Genomic DNA, 26,348 nt, shown 5'->3' on the forward strand with positions numbered 1-26,348 from the left:
AACCCCTGATCGCACTGCGATCAGGGGTTTTGCTTTTGCGCGCGGAAAAGTGCTGCGACAGCCTCAGGAGTAGATCAAAACATCCAGGTACAGGCACCGATCTGTAATTCACCGAGTCAAAATCGGCTAGGCAATCAGGATACAGTTTTCGACACGACTGACACCCGGCACTCCCCACGCCGCCTGCTCACAAGCGCTGCGCTCTCGCCAATGGCGAACATGCCCTTCAAGCTTCACCGCTTTACCATCAACGACAACGCGAATCTTGTTCGTATCCAGTTCTGCATTACGCGCCAAGGCCGCTTCGATACGACTCTTCACATCGTCGGCGGTGATCTTGGGTGTTACCACCAACAGGTTATTGATCCCAACGACCCCTGCCAACTTCTGGACGGCATCCTCAGCCGCTTGCCTCTGGTATTGCCAGTCGACTTCACCCTCAAGGGTGACCCACCCTTGCTGAACTTCAATCTGTATCCGGTCGGCAGCCGTGGCCGTATTCCAGCGGACCACATCCACGCAGCGCGAAGCGATACTTTCATCGCTTAGATCCAGGTCGCCGGGAACGCGTACCTCAATCTCTTGGGCAACCGCCTTCACGCCCTTGACGCTTTTCACGGCTCGCTCGGCCGCGATTTTCTCCGCATAGGTTTTGACATGCCCTGTCAGTCTGACAACGCCATTTTCTTCTATGGCAACGCCAATAGCGCCCGCGTCGATATGAGGCTGAAACTCAAGCTCATCGAGAATGGCGCGTCGCAGTGCAAAGTTGTTCATAATCACCCCCGATTATCAGGCTCATGACCCTGGTATGGGGATCCAGGGAAGGCCGTTATTGAAAGCCTGTACCTGGAGAAAAACGTTGAGTTTTGTCACGGTTTTGCGAAGGCGGCTGCACCTGCAGCTAGCTCTGGCCGGACTCCATGACGCAGTAAACAAGGATGCACTGTCGCTGTGCATAGGCATTGAATCCCGTTATCGAAGATCCAGAGTTTGATAAAGCTCCTCTTCCAGGGAAAAGTGCAGCGCCAGCAACGTATCCAGGCGGATGAGCAGTATCTGGATTTCCTTCAGGTCGACGTTCGAAGGCGGAGTTGCCAATTGCTGGTTCATGTGCCGAAGCAGGCCGATCATCCGGAAGAGTTCCCGGTGTGTATGGCTCAAGGCTCCCAGTGGGTCGTCGCCTTTCAGGTAATCGACAAGGCTGGGGTAAAGCTGCTCTTCGTCATCATGCTCATGGGGCAACAGCTCATTGTCGAATTGCTCCAGAAGGCTGCTCAATTCTTTTGTGGCTTGCTCGGCAGGCAGGCTTGAAAAGTTGTAGGCCATGCTGCTGAGCTGCTGAAGTATGTGTTTCATGTTCAGGTGCTCGGCGGCCAGCCGGTCCAGACGCTCATCGGGCAGCCCCCTGGCCCCCTGTCCGCGAGCGGCACCCAGTGCCCGCAGCGCGTTCAGGATAACCCCGACATCAATGCCCTCCTGCAGGATGGCGCCGGCCAGCGGCGGCAGGTAACCGGCTGCCGCGACCAACATCGCCGTAACCGACAGCCCCATGCCGATCAGCAGACTTTGCCGTGCGATCGTGTAGGTGCGCTTACTGATCTCCAGTGCCTCAACGACACGGTCGAGTCGGTCGACCAAAAGCACCACTCCGGCAGATTCCGACGCCGCGCTTGCCCCATTGGCACCCATCGCGACGCCCACATCTGCGGCGGCGAGTGCCGGTGCATCGTTGATCCCATCACCGACCATCATCGTGATGCCATCGACGCAGGATTGCTGGACTGCACGGACCTTTTCTTCAGGGCTCAAACCAGCCCTGACGTCGTCCACACCGGCTGCCACGGCGACCAATTCCGCGGTTTCCAGTCGATCGCCTGTCAGCATCGCGATCTTGTCGAGTCCCATCTGCTTGATATGGCGCAACGCTCGTGCCGACTCCTTGCGTAGCGGATCGGTGAACAGGATGGCACCGGCAAGCTGGTTATCGACAACCACCAGGCTGGCCCCAAGGCCCTGAAAGTCCAGGCGGCTCATCAAGTGTTGCGTCCAGTTGTCTGTAGTGGCAGCTGCGATGTCCGGCCCACCAAGCCAGACTCGATGGCCTTCAACCTCTCCCGACAAACCCGATCCTGGCTGTTCGACAACTTGCGTAGGGATTGCCAACGCAACGTTGCCGACACGGGCGGATGCGGCGATGGCAATCGAGACCGGATGGGGTGAGCCCTGTGCAAGGGAGCCGGCCAGGTACAGCATCCGCTGTACATCCACATCGCCCCTGGTTTCTGCACCCATGACCGAGGGCCGACCCGCCGTGAGGGTTCCGGTCTTGTCGAACAGCACCCTTTGCGTTCTGGCCATCGCTTCGAGCGTGGCGCCGTCCCTGACGAGGATACCCCGTCGCGCGCAGCGAGAGATCCCCGACAAGATGGCCACAGGGGCTGCGAGAATCAACGGGCAAGGCGTGGAAACGACCAACACCGCGAGCGCCCTGACCGGATCGGCAGACCAGGCCCAGCTCACCCCCGCAATCAACAGCGTCACCGGGATGAGGATCAGCGCATAGCGATCGGCTGCGCGTACGAACGGTGGTCGTGACTGACGCGCCTGGGTCGCCATTCTGACAATGCCGGCATAGGTACTCTCCTGCGCGCTGCGCCTGACCCGGAGCGAGAAGGGCGTACCGACGTTGATGCCGCCACTTCTGATGCTGGCCCCCGGCCGGTGGCTCACAGGTATGGGTTCGCCCGTGAGCGCTGATTCATCGACGATTGCTCCGCTGCCTTGCAGGTCACCGTCGAGGGGTATCACGTCGCCCATGCGCACCAGGATCAGTTGACCGGGAACAACCTCCTGCAGTGGCACACGGGTCAGATCACCGCCCTCGATCCGCCAGGCAAACGTGGGTGCGCGCTGGATCAGGCGTTTGAGTTCGCGTGCGGCACGTTGCGAACTGAAATACTCCAGATTGCGCCCGGACGCCAGCATGACCCCGACGACCGACGCGACCAGATACTCGGAAAAAAACAAGGCTCCGGCGATGGACAACAGCGCAATCAGATCCACCCCCATCCGGTGTCTGACCAGGTCGATGACGATCTCTACCGCGAGCGTTAACGCCACCAGCACCGCCCCAATGCCCCACAGGCCATGCGCCAGGTCATGCCTGCCGATCAGGCTGGCAATGATCCCGGCTGCCAGTGAGCCAAGCGCGATCACCAGCAGGGCCGGATCCACTCTGATCTTGTCCATAGGCTTCACAGACGAAGCAAGGGCTCCCGGCGCCGCTCAGCACAAGTTCAAACGATGGATGACCTGGGTAGCATCCAGCGGATCCTGACGGCGTACGAACCCCAGCTTGTTGGCCAATCGATGCATGCCTGAATTCGCCTCACTGTCGATGGATAACATCTCGGTGAAGCCATTGAGCCGGGCCGTATTGATCAGGTGTTTCATCAACAGTGTGCCAAGTCCCTTGCGCTGCCATGAGTCGGCAACGACCACCGCCGATTCGCATTGTGAGCTATCTGCCAGCGCGGCATAGCGTGCGATGCCGGTCTCGATCAGCTTGCCCTGGTCCATGCTGAGCCCGACATAGGCCATGCGTCTGCAGCAGTCCACATCCATCAGTTGATCGAGCATTGATTCGCTGGGTTCGTTGATCGTGGCGAGAAAGCGCAAGCGCCGGGATTGAGGGGACAGATGCTTGATAAAGGCAAACTCCCGCTCACGGTCTTGCGGCTCCAGGGGACGTATCAGGACGTGCGTGCCGTCGTTGAGCGGCTCTATCCAATGATGTTTCCCAAGTGCGCCGGTAGGCAGGTGCTCGGTCAGTTCGGGCCTGGCCATGTCTATCTCCTGATCTGCTATAGGTGGGCTGTGAAGCGCAGCGCTGCGACGTACAGCGCCTCTACGCGCCTTTCTACGCCCACCAGCACGATGGCGACTGATCAAAATCAGAAATACGACGGGGCCGCTCGACCATCGGTCGGCGCGTGGGGGCCAAGGATGTTTGTTGATAATCATCAAGCGGCCCAACGGGTAGCGCGGCAGGCTATTGGCCTATCCGAGCGTTCTCGCCAACAGCCCCGAGGCCAGCCATGAACAGCATGAAAGCGGCGGTTTTCGTCGAAAAGAATCGCATCGTGCTCGAAGAGAAGCCGATTCCGGAACCAGGCCCCCTGGATGCGCTTGTGCGGGTTACCACCACGACCATTTGCGGCACGGACATCCACATACTGCGTGGCGAATACCCGGTGACCAGTGGGCTCATCGTCGGCCACGAACCGGTAGGTGTGATCGAGCGGCTGGGTTCGCAGGTCCAGGGCTTCTTCGAGGGGCAGCGGGTCATCGCCGGCGCCATCACCCCCAGTGGACACAGTTTTGCCTGCCTGTGTGGCTGTGCATCGCAGGACGGTCCTCACGCCCGGCACGGCTTTCGAGCCATCGGCGGCTGGAAATTCGGTAATACCATCGATGGCTGCCAGGCCGAATACGTACGAGTGCCCGATGCGATGGCCAATCTGTGTGCGATTCCGGACGGCCTCAGTGATGAACAGGTCCTCATGTGCCCCGACATCATGTCCACCGGGTTTTCCGGGGCCGAACGCGGTGATGTGCGCATTGGCGACAGCGTTGCGGTCTTTGCGCTGGGCCCTATTGGGCTGTGTGCGGTGGCGGGTGCGCGGCTCAAGGGGGCGGCGACTATTATCGGGGTCGACACAGTGGCAGAGCGCATGAGTGTCGCCCGGCGCCTGGGTGCGACCTACACGGTCGACTTTCAGGCGGGAGACGTAGTGGAGCAGATCATGACCCTGACCGACGGTCGCGGTGTGGATGTGGCGATCGAGGCGCTGGGAACCCAAGGCACGTTCGAGTCCGCTCTGCGCGTGCTGCGCCCTGGCGGACGGCTGTCGAGCCTTGGCGTTTACGCCAATGACCTGCGCATTCCGCTGGAGGCATTCGCTGCGGGGCTGGGGGACTACAGCATCGTCAGCACCCTGTGCCCCGGTGGCAAGGAGCGCATGCGGCGCTTGATGGCCGTAGTGGACGGTGGGGCTGTCGACCTGTCACCGCTGGTCACCCATCGGTTCAGGCTGGACGAGATCGAAGCGGCCTATGATCTGTTTGCCCATCAGCGCGACGGCGTGCTGAAAGTCGCGATTACGCCATGACCGCGCCAATCAACAGAGGCGCTCTTGTACCGAGCGGAGCTTTCGGGGGGAGCTACAGCCCGAAACCAGAGCTTTGAGGCGTTCCTGGCTGACGATCTCAACGGCCCGTCCGGAGATCCGCACGATATCGTTGTTGCGCAGGTAGGCGATGGCCCGGCACACCGTCTCAAGGCGCAGGCCTAGATAAGCACCAATGTCCTCTCGCGTCATGCGCAATACAAACGCGTGGGGCGAGTAGCCACGGCGTTGCATACGTGTGGCTAGGTCCAGCAGGAAGGCCCCGAGCCGTTCTTGCGCCTTGAGATTCCCCATCCACATCAGAACTTCATGGTCGCGCACCAGCTCCTGGCTCAACGTCCGGTTCAGGTTGTGTTGCAGCGAGGGCAGTTCCCGGGCGAGGCGCTCAAGCTGGGTGAAGCGGATCGGGCAGACTTCGCTGTCTTCAAGGGCAATGGCATCACAGGCGTAGTCCCCGCTGCTTATCGCGTCAATGCCAAGCAACTCGCCCGGCATCTGAAAGCCGGTCAGTTGTTCGCGGCCGTCTTCTGAACAAAACGTCGTTTTGAAGAACCCATGATGAATGGCATAGAGATAGCGCATGGGGTCTCCCAGATGAAACAGAACCGCACCTTTCTTGACCTTCATGCGCTGCGGAATGATCAGGTCCAGGCGTCTGGCGTCCGCAGTATCAAGCCCGACCAGCAGGCAGAGCTCACGCACTCGACAATTGGCACAGCTCTCGCTGCGCAGGGGTAGGCAGTGGTTCATGCGGGAGCCCCCCGACATTTATGTGTACTACCGGCAAAAACGATACGCCTGCAGGCTCATGCTGCAATCGTTGCCGGATGGACGGGCCGCCCCCACCCGCTGGCAAATATGCCGTGTTAGAGATCGTTCGGGGTCATTGCCGACTGGGTCCAGTGGCTTCCTGAAGATTCCAGTACCTCTGCATTTCGATGAACAGGAAGGACGCTGTCCAGGTGATGAGCACCAGACCGGTCAAGGCTTCGAGCCCGGTCAGGAACTTGAGCGGGCCTACGGGCGAGATATCGCCGAAGCCTATGGTGGTGTAGGTGGTAAAGGAGAAGTACACCGAGTCCATGAAGCTGCCGTCGAAGTGACCGACGAGCTGACCCAGCGTTGCGCTTTTGTTCAGCAGGTAATAACCCAGCGCAAAGACCCAGACTTCGATGGCGTGGGCCACCAGCGCTCCCAGCACACCGAAGACGATTCTGAAACGATGCCAGATCTTGAGTCGGGGCATGAGCAGGTTCAAGCGCAACAGGCATTCGTAGTGAATGATCACGGCAGTGGTGATGATCAGCATGTTGATCAAGGTGACGAGGATCATGAAGGCATCTCCGCTGGATGCTCCTGCGTTCGGTGTATGGCGTGATTATGCTCGGGATCGTGATGGCTGGCGCCGGGAAACGCCGACTTTCTGATATAGATCAGAAACGGCCGCCGGTATCGCCCCATCCTGTGAATGTGCGCCGGCCTGCGCCGTGTCAGGCGTTTGGACATCGCTTTCTCCAAGTAGCCACTTTCAGATCACCACTGAGGTCGCTGAATGAGGTCGCCATGAACGCATCGCCAGGCTTTTTGTTGATCGCCTCATCGAACATGCAGCGCACCCCTGCATTCGAGCGCGCCGTGGCCTTGGCCCGGGCTTGCGACGCTGCCTTGCGGATCCTCGCACTGGACTACTTCCGGGCCCTCGAAATCATGGGCGTATTCGACCGTTCGGCGCTTGTCGCCTTGCGTGACAGCTACCTTGAGAGCCATTGCCGGTGGCTGGAAGAGCAGGCGGCGCAAGAGCGCGCACGTGGCCTGGACTGCTCGGTCGAGGTGCTCTGGACCGATGACGATTTCGAGGCGATCAGTACCCATGTGCAGATGGCTCGCCCCATGATGCTGATCAAAGACGTGCATCATGAGCCGCTCTTCGCCCGGCTGTTTTCCACGCCGCTGGACTGGCTCCTGTTGCGCGACTGTACCTGCCCTGTCCAGTTCGTCACGGACGCGCACCATCCGCTGCCTGGCAAGGTGCTGGCCGCCGTCAATCTTTACCGTTACCAAGAGGCGGACCTGCAGCTCAATGACACGCTGGTGGCCATGGCCGCCCGCCTGGCCAGGCAATGTGGCGCCAGCGTTCATGTGCTCTACAGCTATGACTGGTCGGAGTTCTATGCCAGGAACATCACCATGCTGGGCGCCTTGCCAATCGAGACCGGCTTTCACGAAGCCCTGGGAGAGGCCCATGAGCAGGCTTTCTCCGCGCTGTGCGACCGACATGCCATTGCGCACGATTGTCGGCATTTCCTGACCGGCACGCCGCTACAGACCATCAGTGAGTTTGCTCGCGAGCAGGACATCGACCTGCTGGTCATGGGGACTTTGCCGCGCACCAGGCTGGAGAAAGTCATCGGCAATACGGCCGAATCACTGTTGATCCATTCACCGAGCAGCGTGCTGGTCATCAAACCCGGCGACCACACCGTCGAGGCCGGCCGCGGCGCTTCGGTAGAGAGCCCTGTCGAGAGCCCTGCCGCAGCCCAGCGCAGAACCCCTATGCGCGCCCTTTGGCCCTGAAAGGAGGTGTGACATGTCCCAAGCTGAACGTTTGATGCTGATCGCGTCGCCACTGATGGAACGAACCCCGGCATTTGACCGCGCCCTGGCCCTTGCCAAGGCCCAGGATGCCGCACTGCACATCGTTGCGTTTGATTATGTCGAAGCGCTGGCCACTGCCGGGCTTGTGAATGATAACGCCTTGCGGGAAATGAAAGAGGGGTATCTGGAACGACATCGCAAGTGGCTGGGAGAACAGGTCGTGCCCATGCGCAGTGTTGGGGTTCAGGTCACCCACGAAGTCATCTGGGTGGCACACCCGCTCGACGAAATTATCCTGCACATCGGCGAAATGAAACCTTCGCTGGTCATCAAGGACCTGGAGCACCATTCGTGGCTGACCCGAATCATGTTCACGTCCCTGGATGAGCACCTGCTGCGCAAATGCCCGGTGGCCCTGCACCTGGTGGCCCATCCGGCGCCCCATGTGCTTCCCCGCAAGATTCTCGCCGCCGTTGACCCTTTTCGCCCGGACGAACAGTACGACGGCCTCAACGACCGGATCATCTCCACGGCGGAAAAACTCGCGGCGCAGTGCAACGCGGAGCTCCACCTGCTGTATGCCTACGATTTGTCCTACGTCTTCAGCGGCGGGAGCGACCTGGCGTTCAACTCCGAAATGCATGAGCGGATCTACAAACTGGACGAAAACGCGTTCGATCACCTGGCCGAGCGCTACGGTGTGCCCCTTGAGTGCAAGCATCTGGTCATGGGCAACCCTGCGAAAGTCATCGAGGCATTCAGCGAGGCACACGACTTCGACGTCATCGTGATGGGCGTCGTCCATCGCAGCGTGCACGGCAAATGGTTGGGTAGCACCACCGAACATGTCGTGCGTCATCTGAAAACCAGCGTTGTGGCCGTCAACCCGTACCCGCTCGTGCCATGACCGGCAGTACAGGCGCTCGGGGCCAACAGGGGCGCGACCCCAGGAGAGCCAAATGATCGATCAGTCACCTCCGGCACTGTTGGTCTTGAACGCTGGCTCCTCGAACCTGAAGTTCTCCCTGTATGACGCGGCTGTACCCGTCGAAGCGGAGCGCTGCCTGGGGCGCGGCAGCGTGGAGGCGAGCAAGGGCATGCAGCGCCTGGTGTTTCTCGGTTCCGGCGACGAGCAGGAACGACAGGCCGAGTGGCCAGGCGACCATGCGACCTCCATCGACGACACGCTGTCACGGCTGATGGCCTGGATTGCCGAGGCCGTCGGGTGCGACATCGTTGCAGCAGCGCACCGTGTGGTACATGGCGGCGACTGCGCCGAGATGGCCATGATCGTCACCCCGGCCTTGATGAGCGAAATGCAAGCCTTGAGCGCTGTGGCCCCACTGCATCAGCCCAAATGTCTCGCCCCGATCGACCATCTGGCCCGCGAACGCCCCGGCTTGCCGCAATTCGTGTGTTTCGACACGGTCTTCCATCGCACGCTCGATGCGCTGGAAAGCCGCTTCGGGCTGCCGCGCACACTGACTGATCAGGGACTGCGCCGCTACGGGTTTCACGGGCTTTCCTACGAATACATCGCCGGGCGGCTCATCGACCATGACCCGTACGCGGCGCACGGCAGAACGATCGTTGCCCACCTGGGTAATGGTGCCAGCTTGTGTGGCCTGGTCAACCGGACCAGCCGCGCCACGACCATGGGATTTTCCACCCTCGACGGATTGCTCATGGGCACCCGGCCTGGCCGGCTGGATCCCGGCATCCTCCTGTACCTGATGCGCGAGCGGCACATGAGCGCAAAGGGTCTGGAGAACCTGCTCTATCACCATTGCGGGCTGTTAGGGGTGTCCGGCGGGATCAGCAGTGACCTGCGTGAGCTGGCCGCCAGTGCCGCACCGCAAGCTGCCGAAGCGATTGCCTTGTTCGAGCGGTACGTCGTCAAGGAAATCGGTGCGGTTGCCGCGGCACTGGGCGGCCTGGACGCACTGGTGTTTACCGGTGGCGTGGGCGAGCACGCCAGCGACGTGCGCAACGCCATTCTCGACGGTTGCCGGTGGCTGGGCCTGGAGCGTGACCGTGACGGGCGGCAGGCCGGTACGAACTGCCTCTCCCACCCCGGCAGTGCCGTGACGGCCTGGGTGATTCCCACGGATGAAAACGCCGTGATCGCACGACACACCCTGCGCCGTTTGCACCAAGCAGCCTGAGCACCCAGGTGTTCGTCCTCCAATAGCGCCACGCCAACTCCGCCGCCCCCAAGGAGCCGCCATGTATGTGTTCAACCCACAGGTTTCCAGTGCCGACCTCAAAGCCTCCCCGCGCCCTGACCACCTTGCCGCGCAAGACAGTGCCGCAGGCGTGCTGTCAGCCGACCTGCTGGATCGGCTGCATCGCTACTGGAGCGCGGCCAATTACCTGTGCGTCGGCCAGATCTACCTGCGCAACAACCCCCTGCTGCGCGAACCACTGAGCGCCGACCACATCAAACCGCGCCTGCTAGGACATTGGGGCACCTCGGCCGGACAGAACTTCATCTACGTGCACCTCAACCGCCTGATCCATGAGCGCAAGGTCGAAACCGTCTTTATCTCAGGCCCAGGCCACGGCGGGCCGACCCTCAACGCCTGCGCCTGGCTGGAGGGCACCTACAGCGAAGTGCACCCGCAGGTCGCCCCCGACGAAGCCGGCATGTTGCGCCTGTTCCGCAGTTTTTCCGCCCCCGGTGGCATCCCCAGCCATTGCGGGCCGCACACGCCCAACTCATTGCATGAAGGCGGGGAGCTGGGCTACTCGTTGATGCATGCCTTTGGCGCGGTGTTCGACAACCCCCAATTGCTGGTCGCCTGCGTCATCGGCGACGGCGAAGCGGAGACGTGCCCCCTTGAAGGCAGCTGGAAAAGCGTGCAGTTCATCGACCCCGCCCGCGACGGGGCCGTGCTGCCCATCCTGCATCTCAACGGCTACAAAATATCCGGCCCCACCGTCGAGGCGCGCACGGCGGATGAGCGGCTGATCGAACTGTATCGCGGCCGTGGCTATCAGCCGATCATCGTCGCCGGTGACGACCTGCCCGGCATGCACCAGCGATTCGCGGCTGCGCTGAACAGTGCCCACGACGCCATCGGCCGACTCCAGCTGCACGCCAGGCAGGACCATCCACTGGCTGAGAAATGGCCGATGATCATCCTGCGCAGCCCCAAGGGCTGGACCGGGCCGCACGTGGTGGACGGGGTGCCAATCGAAGGAACCTTCCGCGCCCACCAGGTGCCGCTGGCCAACGTCATCGACAACCCCGGGCACAGGGCACAACTGGAACGCTGGATGCGCGGCTACCTCTCGCAGCACCTGTTCGATGCCCACGGTGCGCTCCTGCCAGACCTCAAGGCCCTGACGCCCCCCGCCGAACTGCGCATGGGCGCCGTGCCCCATGTCAATGGCGGGCGCGTGCTGCTGGCGCTGGACCTGCCCGATTTCGCCGGCTACAGCCTGGACGTCCCCGGCCCCGGCCAGGTGATCGCCGAGGCACCGCGCAAACTGGGCGAATACCTGCGTGACGTGATGCGCAGCAACCCTCACAACTTCAGAGTCTTCGGCCCGGATGAAACCAACTCCAACCGCCTCAACGCCGTGTTCGACGCCTCCGACCGAAAAGCCTCCGGCACCTGCCTGACCCTCGACGACCACCTCGCGCCTGACGGGCGGGTCATGGAAGTGCTCAGCGAACACCTGTGCGAAGGCTGGCTGGAAGGCTACCTGCTCACCGGGCGACATGGCATGTGGTCCACCTACGAAGCCTTCGCCCAGGTCGTCGACTCCATGGTGACCCAGCACGCCAAATGGTTGCAGCAAAGCAAGGAATTCCACTGGCGCCGCCCGCTGGCCTCGTTGAACATCCTCATCACCAGCCACGCCTGGCGCAACGACCATAACGGCTTCAGCCACCAGTCCACCGGCTTCGTCGACAACGTGCTGCAACGCCGTGCGGACGTCGTACGGGTCTACTACCCGCCAGACTCCAACTGCCTGATCAACGTCTTCGACCACTGCCTGCGCAGCCGGAACTATGTCAACGTCGTGACCTGCGGCAAACAGCCGGATTTCCAGTGGCTGGACTTCGACGCCGCACTCAGGCACTGCTCACAAGGCGCCTCCATCTGGGCCTTTGCCAGCAACGACCAGGGGCATGAACCCGACGTAATCCTGGCCTGCGCAGGCGATGTTCCGACCACCGAAACCGTCGCCGCCGCCTGGCTGCTGCGCAAACACGTCCCGGACATTCGTGTCCGGGTCGTCAACATCGTTGACCTCGGCACCCTCTGCGCACCGGAGCAACGCCCGCACGGCCTCGACCCCGCCTCCTTCGACGCCCTGTTCATCCGCGAAGCCCCGGTCATGTTCGCCTTCCACGGCTCCACCTGGGTCATCCACTCAATGGTCCATGGCCGCGCCAACGAAGCGCGCTTCCACGTACGAGGCTTCAGCGACCGGGGAACCACCACCACCCCGTTCGACATGGTAGTGCTCAACCGAATGAGCCGTTACCACCTGGCCATCGACGCCCTGAGCCACATACCCCGGCTACACCCCCAAAGCGCAACGGCCGTGGACCACTTCACCCGCCAGCTGAGCCGGCATGACGTATGGATTCGCGAACACCTTGAAGACCTGCCGGAAATCCGCAACTGGCGCTGGACAGCGGACTTCAGCGAACCGGATTGCCCACCGCCGCTGGCCAGGGGGCATGTGCGGGGAGTGGGGTTTACGGATGGGTAAGGGGGAGGGGGTACGGTGCGCCGGGGGGATTTGAATTTGCAATATAAGTAATTGATTTTTAAATTATTTTTTGAAATTACTGTGATCGTGGAATGCCGTTTGGAATACCTGGAGGATAGCGCTACGCGCATTGTTGGGGACCAGATCCGGTCATGAGCACTCGGACGCTTGAACTGGTTGGTTGCCGGGCTGCTGCACCGTGGTAAACGGGCAGTCGCAATCATGAGGCTGATCCAATCGGCGAGTATGTATTGGGAATGCTCTGTATCCCTATCTCAAAGATGCGCTGACGCGGCTGCCGACACAACGCGCCAGTGAGATCGGGTAGTTGCCGCCTCATCAGTGAATGCCGGCTTGATTAACACAAGGTGAGTTCGCCGGACGCTTACGCTAAGCTATCCAATTTTTTTGGTTTACCAGTGAAAAAAAAGCACGCATACAGCCGCTCTGCGGCGAAATTTGTAAAAGAAGGACTACGCGTTTGAGCGACCAAAAGATCACCCTTAGCCAGCTCGAAAGCCACCTTTGGGAGTCTGCCAACATCCTGCGTGGCCCGGTTGATGCGGCTGACTTCAAGACCTACATTTTCCCTCTGCTGTTCTTCAAGCGTATCTGCGACGTTTGGGATGACGAGTACCAGGAGATCGTCGACGAGACTGGCGATGACCAGCTCGGCTGGTTCCCTGAGTCGCATCGATTCCAGATTCCGGATTACTGCCACTGGGAGCACGTGCGTGAAAAATCGATCAACGTAGGGGCTGCATTGCAGTGGGCTATGCGTGAGATCGAGAAGGCCAACCCTGACACCCTTTATGGCGTGTTCGGCGATGCCCAGTGGTCGAATAAGGAGCGGTTGTCTGATGCTTTGCTCAAGGACCTGATCGAGCACTTCTCCAAGCTGCCGTTGGGCAACAAGGACGTCACCTCGGATTTGCTTGGCGACGCCTATGAATACCTGATCAAGAAGTTCGCCGACGCCACCAACAAGAAGGCCGGCGAGTTTTACACCCCACGCAGCGTAGTCCGGCTGATGATCGACATGCTCGATCCCACGGAGGCAGAGACCATCTACGACCCGGCCTGCGGTACTGGCGGTATGTTGCTAGCAGCTGTGCAGCACGTCAAAGAGATGCACGGCGACGTGAAGCGGCTTTGGGGCAAGCTGTACGGGCAAGAGAAAAACCTCACCACCTCATCCATCGCGCGGATGAACTTGTTTCTTCATGGTATCGAGGACTTTCAGGTAGTGCGTGGTGACACTCTGCGCACTCCGGCTTTCTTTGAAGGCGATCGATTGGCCACGTTCGACTGCGTGATTGCCAACCCGCCGTTTTCGTTGGAAAAGTGGGGCGAAGAGCTGTGGCTGAATGATCCATTTGGCCGCAACTTTGCTGGCCTGCCGCCCTCATCCAGCGGTGACTTCGCCTGGGTCCAGCACATGGTCAAGTCGATGGCCGAAGTTAGCGGTCGGATGGCCGTGGTGTTGCCGCAAGGCGCACTTTTCCGCAAGGGTGTCGAAGGCAGCATTCGTCAGAGGTTGCTAGAAATGGATCTGGTTGAGGCTGTGATCGGATTGGCTCCCAATCTGTTCTACGGCACTGGCCTCGCCGCGTGCATTCTTGTGCTGCGCAAGCGCAAGCCGGTCGAGTACAAAAAGAAAGTGCTGATCGCTGACGCCTCGCGCCTGTTCCGCCGGGGGCGTGCCCAGAATTTTCTGGAGTCTGAGCACGCTGCTGAAATCCTTGGCTGGTATCGCGGCTTTGCTGATGAGCAGGATGCGGTTCGCGTGGTCAGTCTCGATGAGATCAAGGCTGAGGACTGGACGCTGAACATTTCGCGCTACGTCCTGCCGCCCTTGCAAGAAGACATCCCTCCGTTACCAGACGCCATCGCTGCGTTCAAGAATGCGCTTACCCGCTGCCGCGAGGCTGAAGAACGGCTTGCGCAGGTCATGACTGAAGGGGAATGGCTGAAATGAGTCACCCAAGCAAACGCATTAGCCAACAAGAACTCGAAAGCTACCTGTGGGGCGCCGCCGTACTGCTGCGTGGACTGATTGACGCCGGCGACTACAAACAGTTTATTTTCCCGCTGCTGTTCTACAAGCGCGTTTCGGATGTCTGGGATGAGGAATACCGGGCGACACTGGCCGATTCCAATGGCGATCTTTCCTATGCGCAGTTTGCCGAGAATCATCGGTTTCAGATCCCCGAGGGGGCGCACTGGAACGATGTCAGGCAGACCCCGAGGAGCGTGGGCGCGGCCATTCAGAAAGCGATGCGCGCAATCGAATCTGCCAACCCAGATATGCTCGACGGTATCTTCGGTGATGCGCCCTGGACCAATCGCGAGCGCCTGCCCGATGAAACGCTGAAAAACCTGATCGAGCACTTCTCGACACAGACGCTGTCAGTGGGCAACGTGCCCGAGGACGAGCTCGGCAACGCCTACGAGTACCTGATCAAAAAGTTTGCGGACGACTCAGGCCACACCGCCGCCGAGTTCTATACCAACCGCACCGTCGTTCACTTGATGACGCAACTCTTGGCACCCCAGGCGGGCGAGTCGATTTACGACCCCACCTGCGGCACCGGTGGTATGCTGATTTCGGCGCTGGATGAAGTGAAACGCTCTGGCGGTGAGTACCGCACGCTCAAGCTCTACGGGCAGGAGCGCAACCTGATTACCTCGTCCATCGCTCGCACGAACTTGTTCCTGCACGGCGTGGAGGACTTCGAAATTATCAGGGGTGACACCCTGGCCGAACCCAAACACATCGAAGGAGACCGCTTGCGCCAGTTCGATGTGATCCTGGCCAACCCGCCCTACTCCATCAAACAGTGGAACCGCGAGGCCTGGAGCAGTGACAAGTGGGGCCGTAACTCGTTGGGCACGCCGCCGCAAGGCCGCGCCGACTACGCCTTCCAGCAACACATCCTGACCAGCCTCACCGCCAAAGGGCGTAGTGCCGTGCTCTGGCCCCACGGTGTGCTGTTCCGTAACGAAGAACAGTCCATGCGCGCCAAGATGGTCGAGCAGGACTGGGTTGAGGCCGTCATCGGCTTGGGCCCCAACCTGTTCTACAACTCTCCGATGGAGTCATGCATCGTCATCTGCAACCGCAAGAAGGTCGCTGCTCGTAAGGGCAAGGTGATCTTAATCGACGCGGTGAACGAGGTTACTCGGGAACGTGCACAGAGTTTTCTGAAGCCCGAGCACCAGCAGCGCATCCTGACTGCCTTCAAGACTTTTGCGGACGTGCCCGGTTTCGCCAAAGTCGCCACCCTGGCCGAAATTGGCGCCAATGCGGGCAACCTCTCGATCCCGCTGTACGTGAAGCGCATTGCCGCCGCTATCGCCACCGACAGCAATGGCGATGCAGTATCGCTGCGTTGTGCCTGGGACCAATGGCAAGCGGATGGCCGCGCGTTTTGGCAACAGATGGACGCGCTGGTGGAAACGCTGGATGGACTGACTACGGAGGACATCGAGCGTGTCTGACAGAAATAGTAAAGCCCTGAAGCCCGGCTGGCGTCCGGTGAAATTCGGTGACGTGGTGCGCCAATGCAAAGAAAAGGCTGATCCGGAAACCTCTGGCCTTGAGCGCTATATAGCGGGTGATCACATGGACACCGACAACCTGCGACTCCGCCGTTGGGGCGAAATTGGTTCGGGATACCTAGGGCCTGCCTTCCATATGCGTTTCAGGCCGGGACAAGTCCTCTACGGCTCGCGCCGAACCTATTTGCGCAAGGTGGCCGTGGCTGATTTTGAAGGAATCTGCGCCAATACGACTTTCGTGCTGGAGCCGAAGAATCTCGATGAACTGGTGCCGGAGTTCTTGCCGTTCCTTATGCAGACCGAAGCATTTACTGAGTTCTCGGTCAAGAACTCCAAAGGTTCAGTAAACCCCTACATCAACTTCTCTGATCTGGCGAGGTTCGAGTTTGCGCTTCCTCCGATGGATGAGCAGCGACGTGCAGTGAGCTTGCTTTTGTCTGTAGACAAGCAGACCGAAGCTGTTTTGGGCGCACTCAGAGCCGCAACAAAATTAAGGAAATCATTCGCGTTAGATGCATTCTCCGCGCTTGAATACCCTAAGGTAAAGATGGGGTCGGTTGCAGAGATCAAGAACGGCTCAACTCCTCGGCGGGCTAAGAATGAGTATTGGAATGGGACGATTCCTTGGCTCCCTACCGGGAAGGTAAACGACCGCGTGATTCTGGAAGCTGACGAGTTCATTACTGAAAAGGCGCTGTCGGAGTGCCCGCTGACATTGATTCCCGAGGGCTCAACATTAGTCGCCATGATAGGCGAAGGCCAGACACGGGGACGTGCAGCAATGCTCGGCATAGATTCGTGTATTAACCAAAACTTCGGTGCTGTCATTCCGGGTGCGTCGCTTGATCCTTGGTATCTCTTTTACCTATTGGAGTCCAACTATGAAGCTTTGCGGCATTGGTCCCAGGGCACAAATCAGCGTGCGCTAAGTTGCGGACTGCTAAAAAGCTTTCCGATCCCAGTTCCCCCAATTGAGGTGCAGCGCGGGTTAGTTAGTCAGCTCAGGGAAATTGAGACGATTGAGAGTCAGTTGGCAACGAGGCTCGGCGCAGCTCATGAGATCCGCCGTGTCGCTCATCTAGCAGCTTTATCAGTGGAGTAGCACGATGGCTGTATTCAACGAATCCAACACTGTCGAAGCCTACGTTCGCGATTTGCTCTCCGGCCCGATCAAGGTAGCTCCAGCCAACACCGTTCAGGAACCTCAAGCCAGCTATGGCCCCAGCCGCAGAGGCGTCGGCTGGCGCTACGCTGCTCCGTCTGAAGTGCCGCGCCAGGTTCAGGAAGTGCTGGTAGAACCTTGGCTGCGCGATGCATTGATTCGCCTGAATCCTGAGATTTCCGCTCAGCCCGACCGCGCTGACGAGGTACTTTACAAGCTGCGCGCCATCCTGCTCTCGGTGCGCTCGGATGGTCTGATCCGCGCCAACGAGGAGATGACCGCCTGGATGCGTGGTGAACGCTCCATGCCTTTTGGTCCCAACAACGAGCATGTGCCGGTACGGCTGATTGCCATGGATGGACCTGAGGATCTGAAGCAGAACCAGTACATCGTTACCCAACAGTACACCTACCGCGCCGGCCCTATTGAGCGCCGGGCTGACCTGGTACTCTTGGTCAACGGTCTCCCGCTGGTATTGATCGAGGCGAAGACGCCGGTCAAGAAGTGCATCAGCTGGGTCGATGGCGCGGTGCAGGTGCACGACGACTATGAGAAATTCGTGCCGGAGCTGTTCGTTTGTAATGTGTTCTCGGTGGCCACTGAGGGCAAGGCTTACCACTACGGCTCCATCGGCCTGCCGGTCAAGGACTGGGGGCCTTGGCATCTGGATGGTGATGGCGACGATGGCCAGCACCACCCACTGAAATCGCTCAAACTGTCCACTGAGAGCATGCTCCGCCCGCATGTGGTGTTGGACATATTGGGCAGCTTCACCTTGTTCGCCACCAGCAAGAAAAAGCAGCGCATCAAGATCATTTGTCGCTACCAGCAGTTTGAAGCGGCCAACAAAATCGTCGACCGCGTGCTCGCGGGTTTCCCTAGGAAAGGGCTGATCTGGCACTTCCAGGGTTCGGGCAAGTCACTGCTGATGGTGTTCGCAGCGCAGAAGCTGCGCATGCATGCAGGGTTGAAGAATCCCACGGTGCTGATTGTGGTGGACCGGATCGATCTCGATAGCCAGATCACCAGCACCTTCACCGGAGCGGACATCCCCAATTTGGAAAAAGCGGACAGTCGCGAGAAGCTGCAGCAGCTGCTGGCGCAGGACGTGCGCAAGATCATCATCACCACGATCTTCAAGTTCGGCGAGGCCACGGGCAGCCTGAACGACCGCAGCAATATCATCGCGCTGGTAGACGAAGCCCACCGCACCCAGGAAGGCGACCTTGGTCGCAAGATGCGTGAGGCCCTGCCCAATGCGTTTCTGTTCGGCCTGACCGGCACACCGATCAACCGCGCCGACCGCAACACCTTCTACGCCTTCGGCGCCGACGAGGACGAGAAGGGCTACATGAGCCGGTACGGCTTCGAGGAGTCGATCCGAGATGGCGCCACGTTGAAGCTGCATTTCGAGCCCAGGCTGATTGACCTGCACATCGACAAGGCGGCGCTGGATGCCGCGTACAAAGACCTGACCGGCGGCCTATCAGATCTGGACAAGGACAACCTCGCCAAGACCGCCGCCAAGATGGCCGTGCTGGTGAAGACGCCCGAACGCATCCGCAAGATCTGCGAAGACATCGTCGAGCATTATCAGACCAAGGTGGAACCCAACGGCTTTAAGGGGCAGATCGTCACCTTCGACCGGGAGTCCTGCCTACTATTCAAGGCCGAGTTGGACAAGCTGCTGCCGCCCGAGGCCACGGACATCGTCATGTCGGTGCAGGCGGCGGACAAGAAGGAACACCCGGAGTACGCGACATACGACCGAAGCCGCGATGAGGAGGAACGACTGCTGGATCGCTTCCGCGATCCGGCCGATCCGCTGAAGCTGATTATCGTCACGGCCAAGCTACTGACCGGCTTCGACGCGCCGATCTTGCAGGCCATGTACCTAGATAAACCGCTGCGGGACCACACGCTGCTGCAGGCCATCTGCCGGGTGAACCGCACCTATTCCGAACAGAAGACCCACGGCCTGATCGTCGACTACCTCGGCATCTTTGATGACGTCGCGGCCGCACTGGAGTTCGACGACCAGAGCGTCAAGCAGGTGGTGAGCAACATCCAGGAGCTAAAGGACAAGCTGCCTGAGGCCATGCAGAAGTGTTTGGCATTCTTCACCGGTTGTGATCGTTCGGTGGAGGGTTACGAAGGACTGATTGCAGCGCAGCAATGCCTGCCCAACAACGCAGTGCGCGACAATTTTGCTGCTGAGTACAGTGTGCTCAACAAGATCTGGGAGGCGCTGTCACCGGACACGGTTTTGGGCCCCTTCGAGAAGGACTACAAGTGGCTGTCGCAGGTGTACCAGTCGGTGCAGCCCTCCAGTGGACACGGCAAGTTGATCTGGCATTCGCTGGGGGCCAAGACCATTGAGCTGATCCACCAAAACGTACATGTCGATGCTGTAAGGGACGACCTCGATACCTTGGTACTGGATGCCGATCTCCTAGACGCTGTGCTTTCGAACCCCGATCCGAAGAAGACCAAGGAGATTGAGATTAAGCTCAATCGCCGTTTGCGTGGGCATTCGGGAAATCCGAAGTTCAAGAAGCTTTCTGAACGGCTTGAGGCACTCAAGGACCGCTTCGAATCTGGTCAGGTTAACAGCGTCGAGTTTTTGAAGCAGTTGCTGGAGATCGCCAAGGAGACGCTACAGGCTGAAAAAGAAGTGCCGCCTGAGGAGGATGAGGATCGTGGCAAAGCGGCGTTGTCTGAGCTGTTCAACGAGGTAAAGACCGACGAGACACCGATCATGGTCGAACGTGTAGTTGCGGATATCGATGAGATCGTACGCTTGGTGCGCTTCCCCGGCTGGCAGGGTACGCAATCGGGTGAGCGCGAAGTCAAAAAAGCGTTACGAAAGGCTCTCTTCAAATACAAGCTGCATGCGGATGAGGAACTGTTCGAAAAGGCTTACAGCTATATCCGGCAGTATTACTGAGAGCGAGTAGGTATGGATAAAATGAAAAGCAGCTCGCCTACCGATACCACCTGGTTCGATGGCGCGATCCGGACAGCACGCCATCCAAGAACAATTCCATATCGAATGGCTTGCTCATGTCCGTCCTCCAGCGCAGGTCGGTCAAGATGGCCTCACGCAAGCGCATGCCGGTAGCTCGCGCCAACAAAACGATCGCGGCGGCGCGTAGCTGATAATGGTGGCAATGACCGCCGTCGCGCATCTGAAGGGGCCACGCGAATAGCTTGCCGCAGGCAGCAAAAGTTTAGGGAGGTTTGCCGCAAGGGTACCGAGGTGAAGTGGGCATCCATCAAATGGGTAGTGACCGTACGAGCGGCCGGACGCGAATCGTACTTGGGTCGCGCGACCGCCCTAGCGGCTTAGCCTTGAATGCTCTGGCCATCTGGGGTGCTGCCAACGGCAGCGCTAGGTATCTTCCTTTTAAGAGGCGTTTTGATATCCGTATAAGATACCGCACGTCGGACCCCGCCGGAATGACAGCTGGTAGAACTTTCGGAAATGGTGGACGTGTGAAATGATGGCTAAATGCCTAACATTTGAGATCGCCGAGCCATTAAAGGGATTTTATGTCTTACACGTATAGTGTCCAGCTAGCGGAGTTGTCTGCGAACGGATACCAATGCCCTCCAGCGGGAACATCTCCTGCTCAACGAGACGCATGGCGATGGGTCGCAAATCCTGTCAGTGCGCAGTGCTTCGCCCCAGTGGCTGTTCGAAATCCACCTCGTTTATTACGAGCCTCCGATCCCCTCGAGAAATGCTCATGTTGGGGTCTATCCATGTACTTGTCACTTGAGCAGAGCGTAAGCGCTTTCCAAAGTGTTCAAAAAAGCTTTCGAATGGCGCGCAAAGTATTTGGTGGGCATGTGGCTAATGTAGTGATTACACCTAACGACGGTGCCTGCACAGTGGCGAACCGTTATGGCCATTTCGACTTTCATCCATACGCGACCGGCAGCATTCATAGTAACGTATCAACGGTGAGAGCAATTCCATGAGCTTTCTCCGTGTTGAAGGTATTAAAATAGATGCTAGGACTCTCCCTAAGCATCAGTGGAACGCTGATCTCATTGAGTTTGAGGGGCCCTTGTTAAGCCTTTACAAGGGCGAGTCAGGTAATGACTTGCTGTACGCCTGGCTTGATTGCACCGCGACTCGTAATCGATGGTGTATCGTGCCGGTGGATCGGAAATCCCTACGGGATTATCTGGAGCAACAAAAGACGCTGAGGGAGCTTTATCTAGAGTCAGAATGGATAGTCATATTTCATACCGGTGCTTCCTCGAAACGGAGCGCATTTCTTCGTACGAGTTGGGATAGATTGCCGGATGCTTACCTGCCTGAAGTTGACTCTTACCTAACTCCAGAAATAGCAACTTCGGCTGCAGAAAAGTTGGCTGAAGAGATAACGGAGGCTTATTTTCTTGGTCTGGATGGAGAGCTGTATATTGATGATTTTTCGCTTGTTCCTAAGATTTACCAGCAGCTTTACTCATTCCACTATGGGTTGGAACATCTAGATCGACCTGCTGTACAAGGTGCCTTGAGTAAGCTAGCAGGAAGTTGGACGGGAGGGTTCAGCGCGGTTCATCTTTTCACAGGTTTGAACTCCGTAACGCCATCTATTCACAGGGCCAAGGTATCGGAGGTGCAGTTCGCCTCTCCAGGGCACATAAAGCTCGACTTGCTGCCAGATCTTGCTCGTAGAATTGAGGTTTCCGCTCGGCAGATTGCCGATGATGATTCATTTGTAGCGCTGGAGCAATATTACTCAACGGTGTACAGGTATTTTAAGGGCAATAAGATATCCGGGTTCGATGATGAAAGAGCTATTTCAGCTAATCTTGCCCCTGAAATCGTAACTCGTTTGAAGGAGTTTATTGATTTCTTTTTCGGTCTGATGAGGTGGGAAGATTACCGAAGTAGCTTTGAGTATCTGGATGTTGATGCTTTGCACCAATTGCGAGTTTTGCTCGCTTACTATCGCAGGCTGAAAAGGCTCAGGCCGTACCTAGTGGGTGGGAATTTATTTTTGGGGTGCTCTCGAGTTGTTGGGTCGTCCTAAGGTTAAGTGTAGATAAATTGTCGAGCTGCCGCGCTATATTGGAATTTTATGCGCGGCGGCGTGGCAGGGTTTTTTAGGCTGGTCAAGCGGCTTAGAAAGTCAAAAGGTGTTTAGTCGGAACGTCAAATAGACTGTGAGTGTTTCTTGCGATGGCAGGCTATGCACTCTAGCCAATGCGTTTTCGAATCTATCCACAAAGTCACTCTGTTAGCTGCCTAAGCGTATTGCAGCGGCTGGAAGGGGTAAGTGCAAAGTTGCGGATAGCGTATGCTCAATAGTAACACCGCCGTATAGTGTCTGCTTGCTATTGAGTTATGGGCGTTCCTGTGCGCTGGTAATACTCTGATCCACGGGTCAGCAGCTTTCTGAAGGGAGGCTATATGTCGATTGCATGCTGCTTTGCGGGTAGGTTGCCGCAGTTTAAAGTCCGAAAACCCACGAAGCCCCTAAGCGTTGAGTGATCAATCTGGTAGTGAGCAGGTAGTAATACCGCGTGTCTTCGCTCCGATGCTCCAAGTGATACGCGAGAAACCACTCCAAATGCTTCCGCTGCCACGCCCAAGGATTTTCCCGGTGCCACCTCTCAGCTACGGCTGCTTGGATGATCTTAGCTTGGCGCAAATGCCGCTGCCGAGTCGCATACGATCCAGTCAGCACGCCAGCCAAGAACACCTCGATATCAAACGCCTTAGTCATAGCCGCCCCCCGATGTAGGCAGCGACCACATCAATCCGCCCATGCCCCAGCTCTCGACTGATCTGCATGCGAGCCTCACGGTCAAGACGACGATCTATGGCATAGCACTGCCCACCGTTAACAGGTGCCCGGTGCTGGGTGATCTGTTCATAGCGCTCACACGCAAACGCCGCCCTCAGATCGTGAAACCCTTTGAGATTGTGAGCATGCAGTACGTCCCTAGCCGGCCCGGCGACGCGCTGTACAAACTCCTTATAGCTCTCACTTGGCGCAACCATATTGCGGCTGCCTACCGGCGATACCTGGACCGCAAAAGCCAAGGCGTCTCGAATCTGCTCATCCACCGCAATCCAACGCGGTGCCAAAGCGCCGGAGCGACCGCCTTTGGTGCCATCCTGAATGTTAATCCTCCCTAGATCGTTAGCCTCACGGCCTAGTCGTGGCAGGTCAGCCAAGACGGTCTCGCGCAAGCGCATGCCGGTGGCTCGCGCTAGCAGAACGATCGCGGCGCCCCGTCTCTGGTCAAGGCTGCAAAGCGCATCGACGATCTGCTTCACCTGTTCGCGATCTTGTCCCTGCGGTACCGAGTGACGAACCCCGGTGCGCTGCATGCCCAACGCCTTGCTCGGACTTGGCAATTTCACGCACTGATCACCGCGAAGCGCCGCCATGGTCCTGTTAACGCTGGACAGGCGGTTTTGTGCGGTGCTGACGGCGAGATCACCGCGCCCAACCAGGTCGCGCAGATACGCCGCATAGTCGGCCAACACTTTTCGATCAATCTGCCGCGCATCATTGATGCCGGGCCCCTGTTCGGAACGGCACCATTTGACGAATGCCTGCCACCGATCACAATGCGCCTTGACCGTGCCGTAATGGCCACCGCCAAACATGTCTTTCAGCGCCTGCGGACCTGCGTAGCTCAGTTGCCTGCCGTAGCCGAAATTGCGGCCATCTCGTTTACCCACCAATGCCATGTCGGTCACCTCATCTTTTGCTCTCCGATCCTCGCCCCACGTCATCCCGCCAAGAATGCTGAGTGTTATCAGGGATCAAGGCCCCTGCGGCCTGTGGGGAATGTCCTCTACGCGAGACTGGCGGCTCCTTACGTCCGGGAGCAAGGGCATCTCATGATCTAGCCTCCTGAACACCGTTGCCGGTGGGCGGGTGGAGGCAGCGCTGGCTGACTAAACCCGCGCCTGAAGATCCTGAGCCGGGTGAACGTAGCAATGCGATGACTGGGGCATGCCTGACTGTCAGTCAGGTGCAGTCCATTCCGTGGTCTGCGGCACCATCATCTACATCGCCGTTGCTGGTGACATCGGCGTTTGTCACGCCGATTGTCACGAGGGGGATTGCCGCAAAGCCGTATGCGATCTGGGCTGCAGCAGTGTTAGAAGTGACCGTCTCTTTCCAGAAGAAAGAGACGGTCACAGGTTGGCGCAAGATTCGGCCAAGCGGATAGGTTGCTGCAGGGCAGCGCAATAGGAAGTGTCGTCTGGCGCACGAGGGCCATGAAATGTAGTTGGCATCCATCACCGGGGAGGTGACCAGGCGAGCTGCCGGATGCTAATCGCCCTTGGGGAGAACCACCGCGGGAGCGGCATGACCTTCAAGGTTCGGGTCACCTGGGGTGCTGTCATCGACAGCGTTTGCACGGCCAGTTCTACGCCTGTGGATAAACCCGGTCAAGGGCCGAAATTAAGCGCCCTTGAGGACGTGAAAAGCGGTTATCCATCGGTGGAATTACTTGGTAAATCCCGGACAACGTCGTGGCTTTTAGCTCTTCAAAGTGAGGTCCATCCAAACAGGGCGGCTTTGCAGCCCTGTTTGGATGGACCCGCGCTGAGAAGCAGATAAGCGAGGCTGCTTGCCCCGAATCTTGGACGTTCAGTTGTTTCCGCAATTATTGCGCCGTACAGAGCTAGCGTATCGGCACCACGTTCTTGTCTCTGACTTGGCCGTACGCTGAGGCGAGCAGGCTGCCGGTGGCGGCTTTCTGGATGTACTCACTCCACCAAGCCATCATCGGACGCCGGCGCTCGATGTAGTCGGCCCGGTTGTAAGCGCTGCGCACCTCATCCTTGTCGACATGCGCCAGTGCGACCTCAATGAGTTCCGGGTCCCACCCATGCTCATTCAAGATGGTGCTGGCCATCGAGCGCATGCCGTGGCTGACCAACCGATCCTGGAAGCCCATACGTTTCAACGCCATGTTGGCGGTCTGGCTATTGGCGTGGGTGCGCGGATTTCTGTCTGCCGGGAAGACGTATTCGCGATGGCCGCTGTGAGTCTTCAGTGATTCCAACAGGGCGACAGCGTGATCACTCAACGGGATGCTGTGAGGGCGGCGCTTTTTCATCCGCTCCGGCGGGATAGTCCAGACGCGCCTTTCAAAGTCGATGTCTGCCCAGCGAGTAGTCGCTGCCTCGGCGGGGCGAGTCATCGTATGCAACTGCCATTCGATCAGGCAGCGGGTGGTGCGTTTGATGCTGGCGTTCGCGATCTCCAGCATGAGCTCGGGGAGTTCTTCGGGCGGAAGCGCAGCCATGTTCTCTTTCTTGGGCTTCTTGAATACTGCCCTGATGCCGGTGAGCGGGTTGGCGAAGATCAGGCCGGAGTTCACGCCGTAGGTCATGATCTCGTTTAGCCGCTGGCTAAGACGTTTCACCGTCTCCAGGCTGCCTTTCGCTTCGATTGGGCGAAGCAGTCCGATCACCATCGGCGCGGTGATTTTGGTGAGTGGTGTCGTCTTCAAATCGGGAAACACGTGCAGCGTGAGCGACCGCCAAATGTCTTCGGCGTAGGCCGGGGTGACCGAGTCTTTCTTGAGCTCGAACCAGGCGGTGGCCACGTTCTCGAAGGAATGTTCCGTTTCTGCGCGTTTGGCTTCATTCAGTGTATTGCGCTGCACCTTCGGATCGATACCTTGGGCGAGTAGCTCGCGCGCTTCGACTGCCTTCTTTCGTGCGTTCGCCAGTGACAGTTCGGGGTAGGTCCCGAAGCCGATGTTGATGCGCTTCTTGGTCACCGGTTCGCGGTAGTTGAAATTCCACAGCAACGAGCCGTTGCTGCGTACACGGAGTTGCAAACCATCACCGTCAGTGAGGACGTAATCCTTGGACGCGGGTTTGACTCCCTTGAGCGCCGATCGGAGAGGCGGAGGTTTTGAGCAGGCATGAGATTGTCCTCAGGCACTGATTCGGTATTCCAAAGATTAGCACCGGGTGAGGTGGAATACCGCCTGGAATACCCGAACGGCTGGAACTCAAAAACTCTCAAAAGACCGCAAAATCGCTCGAGACCGCGTATTTACTAGATCGCAGGCACAAAAAAAGACGTCCGTGGACGTCTTTTTTT

17 protein-coding genes and 2 pseudogenes are annotated in these 26,348 nt (G+C 58.7%); 11 read left to right on the forward strand and 8 right to left on the reverse strand.

Annotation, left to right across the window (positions count from 1 at the left end):
* Positions 1 to 126: 126 nt before the first annotated feature.
* The 3 genes from NRB16_RS11565 to NRB16_RS11575 all read right to left on the reverse strand — a co-directional run bounded on the left by NRB16_RS11565 (position 127) and on the right by NRB16_RS11575 (position 3,849).
* A complete protein-coding gene (locus NRB16_RS11565; protein WP_045494292.1) occupies positions 127 to 777 on the reverse strand; it encodes a BON domain-containing protein in 651 nt (216 codons plus the stop codon).
* 198 nt (positions 778 to 975) lie between these two features.
* A complete protein-coding gene (locus tag NRB16_RS11570; protein ID WP_257106194.1) occupies positions 976 to 3,252 on the reverse strand; it encodes a heavy metal translocating P-type ATPase in 2,277 nt (758 codons plus the stop codon).
* A 36-nt stretch (positions 3,253 to 3,288) separates the two neighbouring features.
* The gene (locus NRB16_RS11575; RefSeq protein WP_257106195.1) at positions 3,289 to 3,849 is read right to left on the reverse strand and encodes a GNAT family N-acetyltransferase; all 561 of its coding nucleotides are present in this window, start codon (positions 3,847 to 3,849) and stop codon (positions 3,289 to 3,291) included.
* Positions 3,850 to 4,100: 251 nt separating this feature from the next.
* On the opposite strand from NRB16_RS11575, the gene NRB16_RS11580 reads away from it, so the two are divergent.
* Entirely contained in the window at positions 4,101 to 5,174 is a 1,074-nt protein-coding gene (locus NRB16_RS11580; protein ID WP_253118061.1) for an NAD(P)-dependent alcohol dehydrogenase, read from the forward strand.
* A gap of 9 nt (positions 5,175 to 5,183) precedes the next feature.
* Here NRB16_RS11580 and NRB16_RS11585 read toward each other — a convergent pair whose 3' ends face one another.
* Both NRB16_RS11585 and NRB16_RS11590 read right to left on the reverse strand, forming a co-directional pair.
* Positions 5,184 to 5,942, reverse strand: a complete 759-nt coding sequence (locus tag NRB16_RS11585; RefSeq protein WP_257106196.1) for a cyclic nucleotide-binding domain-containing protein — start codon at positions 5,940 to 5,942, stop codon at positions 5,184 to 5,186.
* Positions 5,943 to 6,075: 133 nt separating this feature from the next.
* Complete coding sequence (locus NRB16_RS11590) at positions 6,076 to 6,525, reverse strand: potassium channel family protein (protein ID WP_253118059.1); 450 nt, start codon at positions 6,523 to 6,525, stop codon at positions 6,076 to 6,078.
* A 230-nt stretch (positions 6,526 to 6,755) separates the two neighbouring features.
* Here NRB16_RS11590 and NRB16_RS11595 point away from each other — a divergent pair, with 230 nt between their 5' ends.
* From NRB16_RS11595 to NRB16_RS11645, 10 genes and pseudogenes are all read left to right on the forward strand, one after another.
* Positions 6,756 to 7,766 carry a universal stress protein gene (locus NRB16_RS11595; protein WP_257106197.1) on the forward strand — a complete coding sequence of 337 codons (1,011 nt, stop codon included), beginning with the start codon at positions 6,756 to 6,758 and terminating at the stop codon, positions 7,764 to 7,766.
* A 13-nt stretch (positions 7,767 to 7,779) separates the two neighbouring features.
* Positions 7,780 to 8,694 (forward strand): universal stress protein, encoded by a 915-nt coding sequence (locus NRB16_RS11600; RefSeq protein WP_253139467.1) that lies wholly within the window; start codon positions 7,780 to 7,782, stop codon positions 8,692 to 8,694.
* Positions 8,695 to 8,746: 52 nt separating this feature from the next.
* Positions 8,747 to 9,952: an acetate/propionate family kinase gene (locus NRB16_RS11605; protein ID WP_257106198.1), complete on the forward strand. Its 1,206-nt coding sequence runs from the start codon at positions 8,747 to 8,749 to the stop codon at positions 9,950 to 9,952.
* Between the two features lie 61 nt (positions 9,953 to 10,013).
* The gene (locus NRB16_RS11610) at positions 10,014 to 12,518 is read left to right on the forward strand and encodes a phosphoketolase (protein WP_257106199.1); all 2,505 of its coding nucleotides are present in this window, start codon (positions 10,014 to 10,016) and stop codon (positions 12,516 to 12,518) included.
* Positions 12,519 to 12,674: 156 nt separating this feature from the next.
* Positions 12,675 to 12,846: pseudogene (locus tag NRB16_RS11615) on the forward strand (IS66 family transposase); the annotation flags it as partial.
* Positions 12,847 to 12,999: 153 nt separating this feature from the next.
* Positions 13,000 to 14,496, forward strand: coding sequence for a class I SAM-dependent DNA methyltransferase (locus NRB16_RS11620; RefSeq protein WP_257106200.1), 1,497 nt, complete (start codon positions 13,000 to 13,002; stop codon positions 14,494 to 14,496).
* Positions 14,493 to 16,019: a class I SAM-dependent DNA methyltransferase gene (locus tag NRB16_RS11625; protein WP_257106201.1), complete on the forward strand. Its 1,527-nt coding sequence runs from the start codon at positions 14,493 to 14,495 to the stop codon at positions 16,017 to 16,019. The genes NRB16_RS11620 and NRB16_RS11625 overlap by 4 nt, the downstream gene beginning before the upstream one ends.
* On the forward strand, positions 16,012 to 17,181 hold the full coding sequence (locus NRB16_RS11630; RefSeq protein ID WP_257106202.1) for a restriction endonuclease subunit S: 1,170 nt from the start codon (positions 16,012 to 16,014) through the stop codon (positions 17,179 to 17,181). Before NRB16_RS11625 ends, NRB16_RS11630 begins: the two co-directional genes overlap by 8 nt.
* Positions 17,182 to 17,185: 4 nt before the next feature.
* Complete coding sequence (locus NRB16_RS11635; protein WP_257106203.1) at positions 17,186 to 20,188, forward strand: type I restriction endonuclease subunit R; 3,003 nt, start codon at positions 17,186 to 17,188, stop codon at positions 20,186 to 20,188.
* A gap of 1,033 nt (positions 20,189 to 21,221) precedes the next feature.
* Positions 21,222 to 22,292 carry a hypothetical protein gene (locus tag NRB16_RS11645; protein WP_257106204.1) on the forward strand — a complete coding sequence of 357 codons (1,071 nt, stop codon included), beginning with the start codon at positions 21,222 to 21,224 and terminating at the stop codon, positions 22,290 to 22,292.
* A 420-nt stretch (positions 22,293 to 22,712) separates the two neighbouring features.
* Here NRB16_RS11645 and NRB16_RS11650 read toward each other — a convergent pair whose 3' ends face one another.
* The 3 genes and pseudogenes from NRB16_RS11650 to NRB16_RS11660 all read right to left on the reverse strand — a co-directional run bounded on the left by NRB16_RS11650 (position 22,713) and on the right by NRB16_RS11660 (position 26,168).
* On the reverse strand, positions 22,713 to 22,988 hold the full coding sequence (locus NRB16_RS11650) for a hypothetical protein (RefSeq protein ID WP_257106205.1): 276 nt from the start codon (positions 22,986 to 22,988) through the stop codon (positions 22,713 to 22,715).
* Positions 22,985 to 23,965: an integrase domain-containing protein gene (locus NRB16_RS11655; RefSeq protein WP_257106206.1), complete on the reverse strand. Its 981-nt coding sequence runs from the start codon at positions 23,963 to 23,965 to the stop codon at positions 22,985 to 22,987. The genes NRB16_RS11650 and NRB16_RS11655 overlap by 4 nt, the downstream gene beginning before the upstream one ends.
* A gap of 947 nt (positions 23,966 to 24,912) precedes the next feature.
* Positions 24,913 to 26,168, reverse strand: a pseudogene (locus NRB16_RS11660) (integrase domain-containing protein).
* Positions 26,169 to 26,348: the final 180 nt, after the last annotated feature.

Origin of the sequence: Pseudomonas sp. LJDD11, assembly GCF_024584215.1 — a bacterium.
Classification (GTDB): domain Bacteria; phylum Pseudomonadota; class Gammaproteobacteria; order Pseudomonadales; family Pseudomonadaceae; genus Aquipseudomonas.

Excerpts from the sequence above, each read along its gene's own strand:
- NRB16_RS11605 (WP_257106198.1), top strand. The coding sequence starts at position 8,747 with ATGATCGATCAGTCACCTCCGGCACTGTTGGTCTTGAACGCTGGCTCC.
- NRB16_RS11650 (WP_257106205.1), bottom strand. The coding sequence starts at position 22,988 with ATGACTAAGGCGTTTGATATCGAGGTGTTCTTGGCTGGCGTGCTGACT.
- NRB16_RS11655 (WP_257106206.1), bottom strand. The coding sequence starts at position 23,965 with ATGGCATTGGTGGGTAAACGAGATGGCCGCAATTTCGGCTACGGCAGG.
- NRB16_RS11590 (WP_253118059.1), bottom strand. The coding sequence starts at position 6,525 with ATGATCCTCGTCACCTTGATCAACATGCTGATCATCACCACTGCCGTG.
- NRB16_RS11570 (WP_257106194.1), bottom strand. The coding sequence starts at position 3,252 with ATGGACAAGATCAGAGTGGATCCGGCCCTGCTGGTGATCGCGCTTGGC.
- NRB16_RS11580 (WP_253118061.1), top strand. The coding sequence starts at position 4,101 with ATGAACAGCATGAAAGCGGCGGTTTTCGTCGAAAAGAATCGCATCGTG.
- NRB16_RS11565 (WP_045494292.1), bottom strand. The coding sequence starts at position 777 with ATGAACAACTTTGCACTGCGACGCGCCATTCTCGATGAGCTTGAGTTT.
- NRB16_RS11625 (WP_257106201.1), top strand. The coding sequence starts at position 14,493 with ATGAGTCACCCAAGCAAACGCATTAGCCAACAAGAACTCGAAAGCTAC.
- NRB16_RS11595 (WP_257106197.1), top strand. The coding sequence starts at position 6,756 with ATGAACGCATCGCCAGGCTTTTTGTTGATCGCCTCATCGAACATGCAG.
- NRB16_RS11610 (WP_257106199.1), top strand. The coding sequence starts at position 10,014 with ATGTATGTGTTCAACCCACAGGTTTCCAGTGCCGACCTCAAAGCCTCC.
- NRB16_RS11575 (WP_257106195.1), bottom strand. The coding sequence starts at position 3,849 with ATGGCCAGGCCCGAACTGACCGAGCACCTGCCTACCGGCGCACTTGGG.
- NRB16_RS11645 (WP_257106204.1), top strand. The coding sequence starts at position 21,222 with ATGAGCTTTCTCCGTGTTGAAGGTATTAAAATAGATGCTAGGACTCTC.
- NRB16_RS11585 (WP_257106196.1), bottom strand. The coding sequence starts at position 5,942 with ATGAACCACTGCCTACCCCTGCGCAGCGAGAGCTGTGCCAATTGTCGA.
- NRB16_RS11635 (WP_257106203.1), top strand. The coding sequence starts at position 17,186 with ATGGCTGTATTCAACGAATCCAACACTGTCGAAGCCTACGTTCGCGAT.
- NRB16_RS11600 (WP_253139467.1), top strand. The coding sequence starts at position 7,780 with ATGTCCCAAGCTGAACGTTTGATGCTGATCGCGTCGCCACTGATGGAA.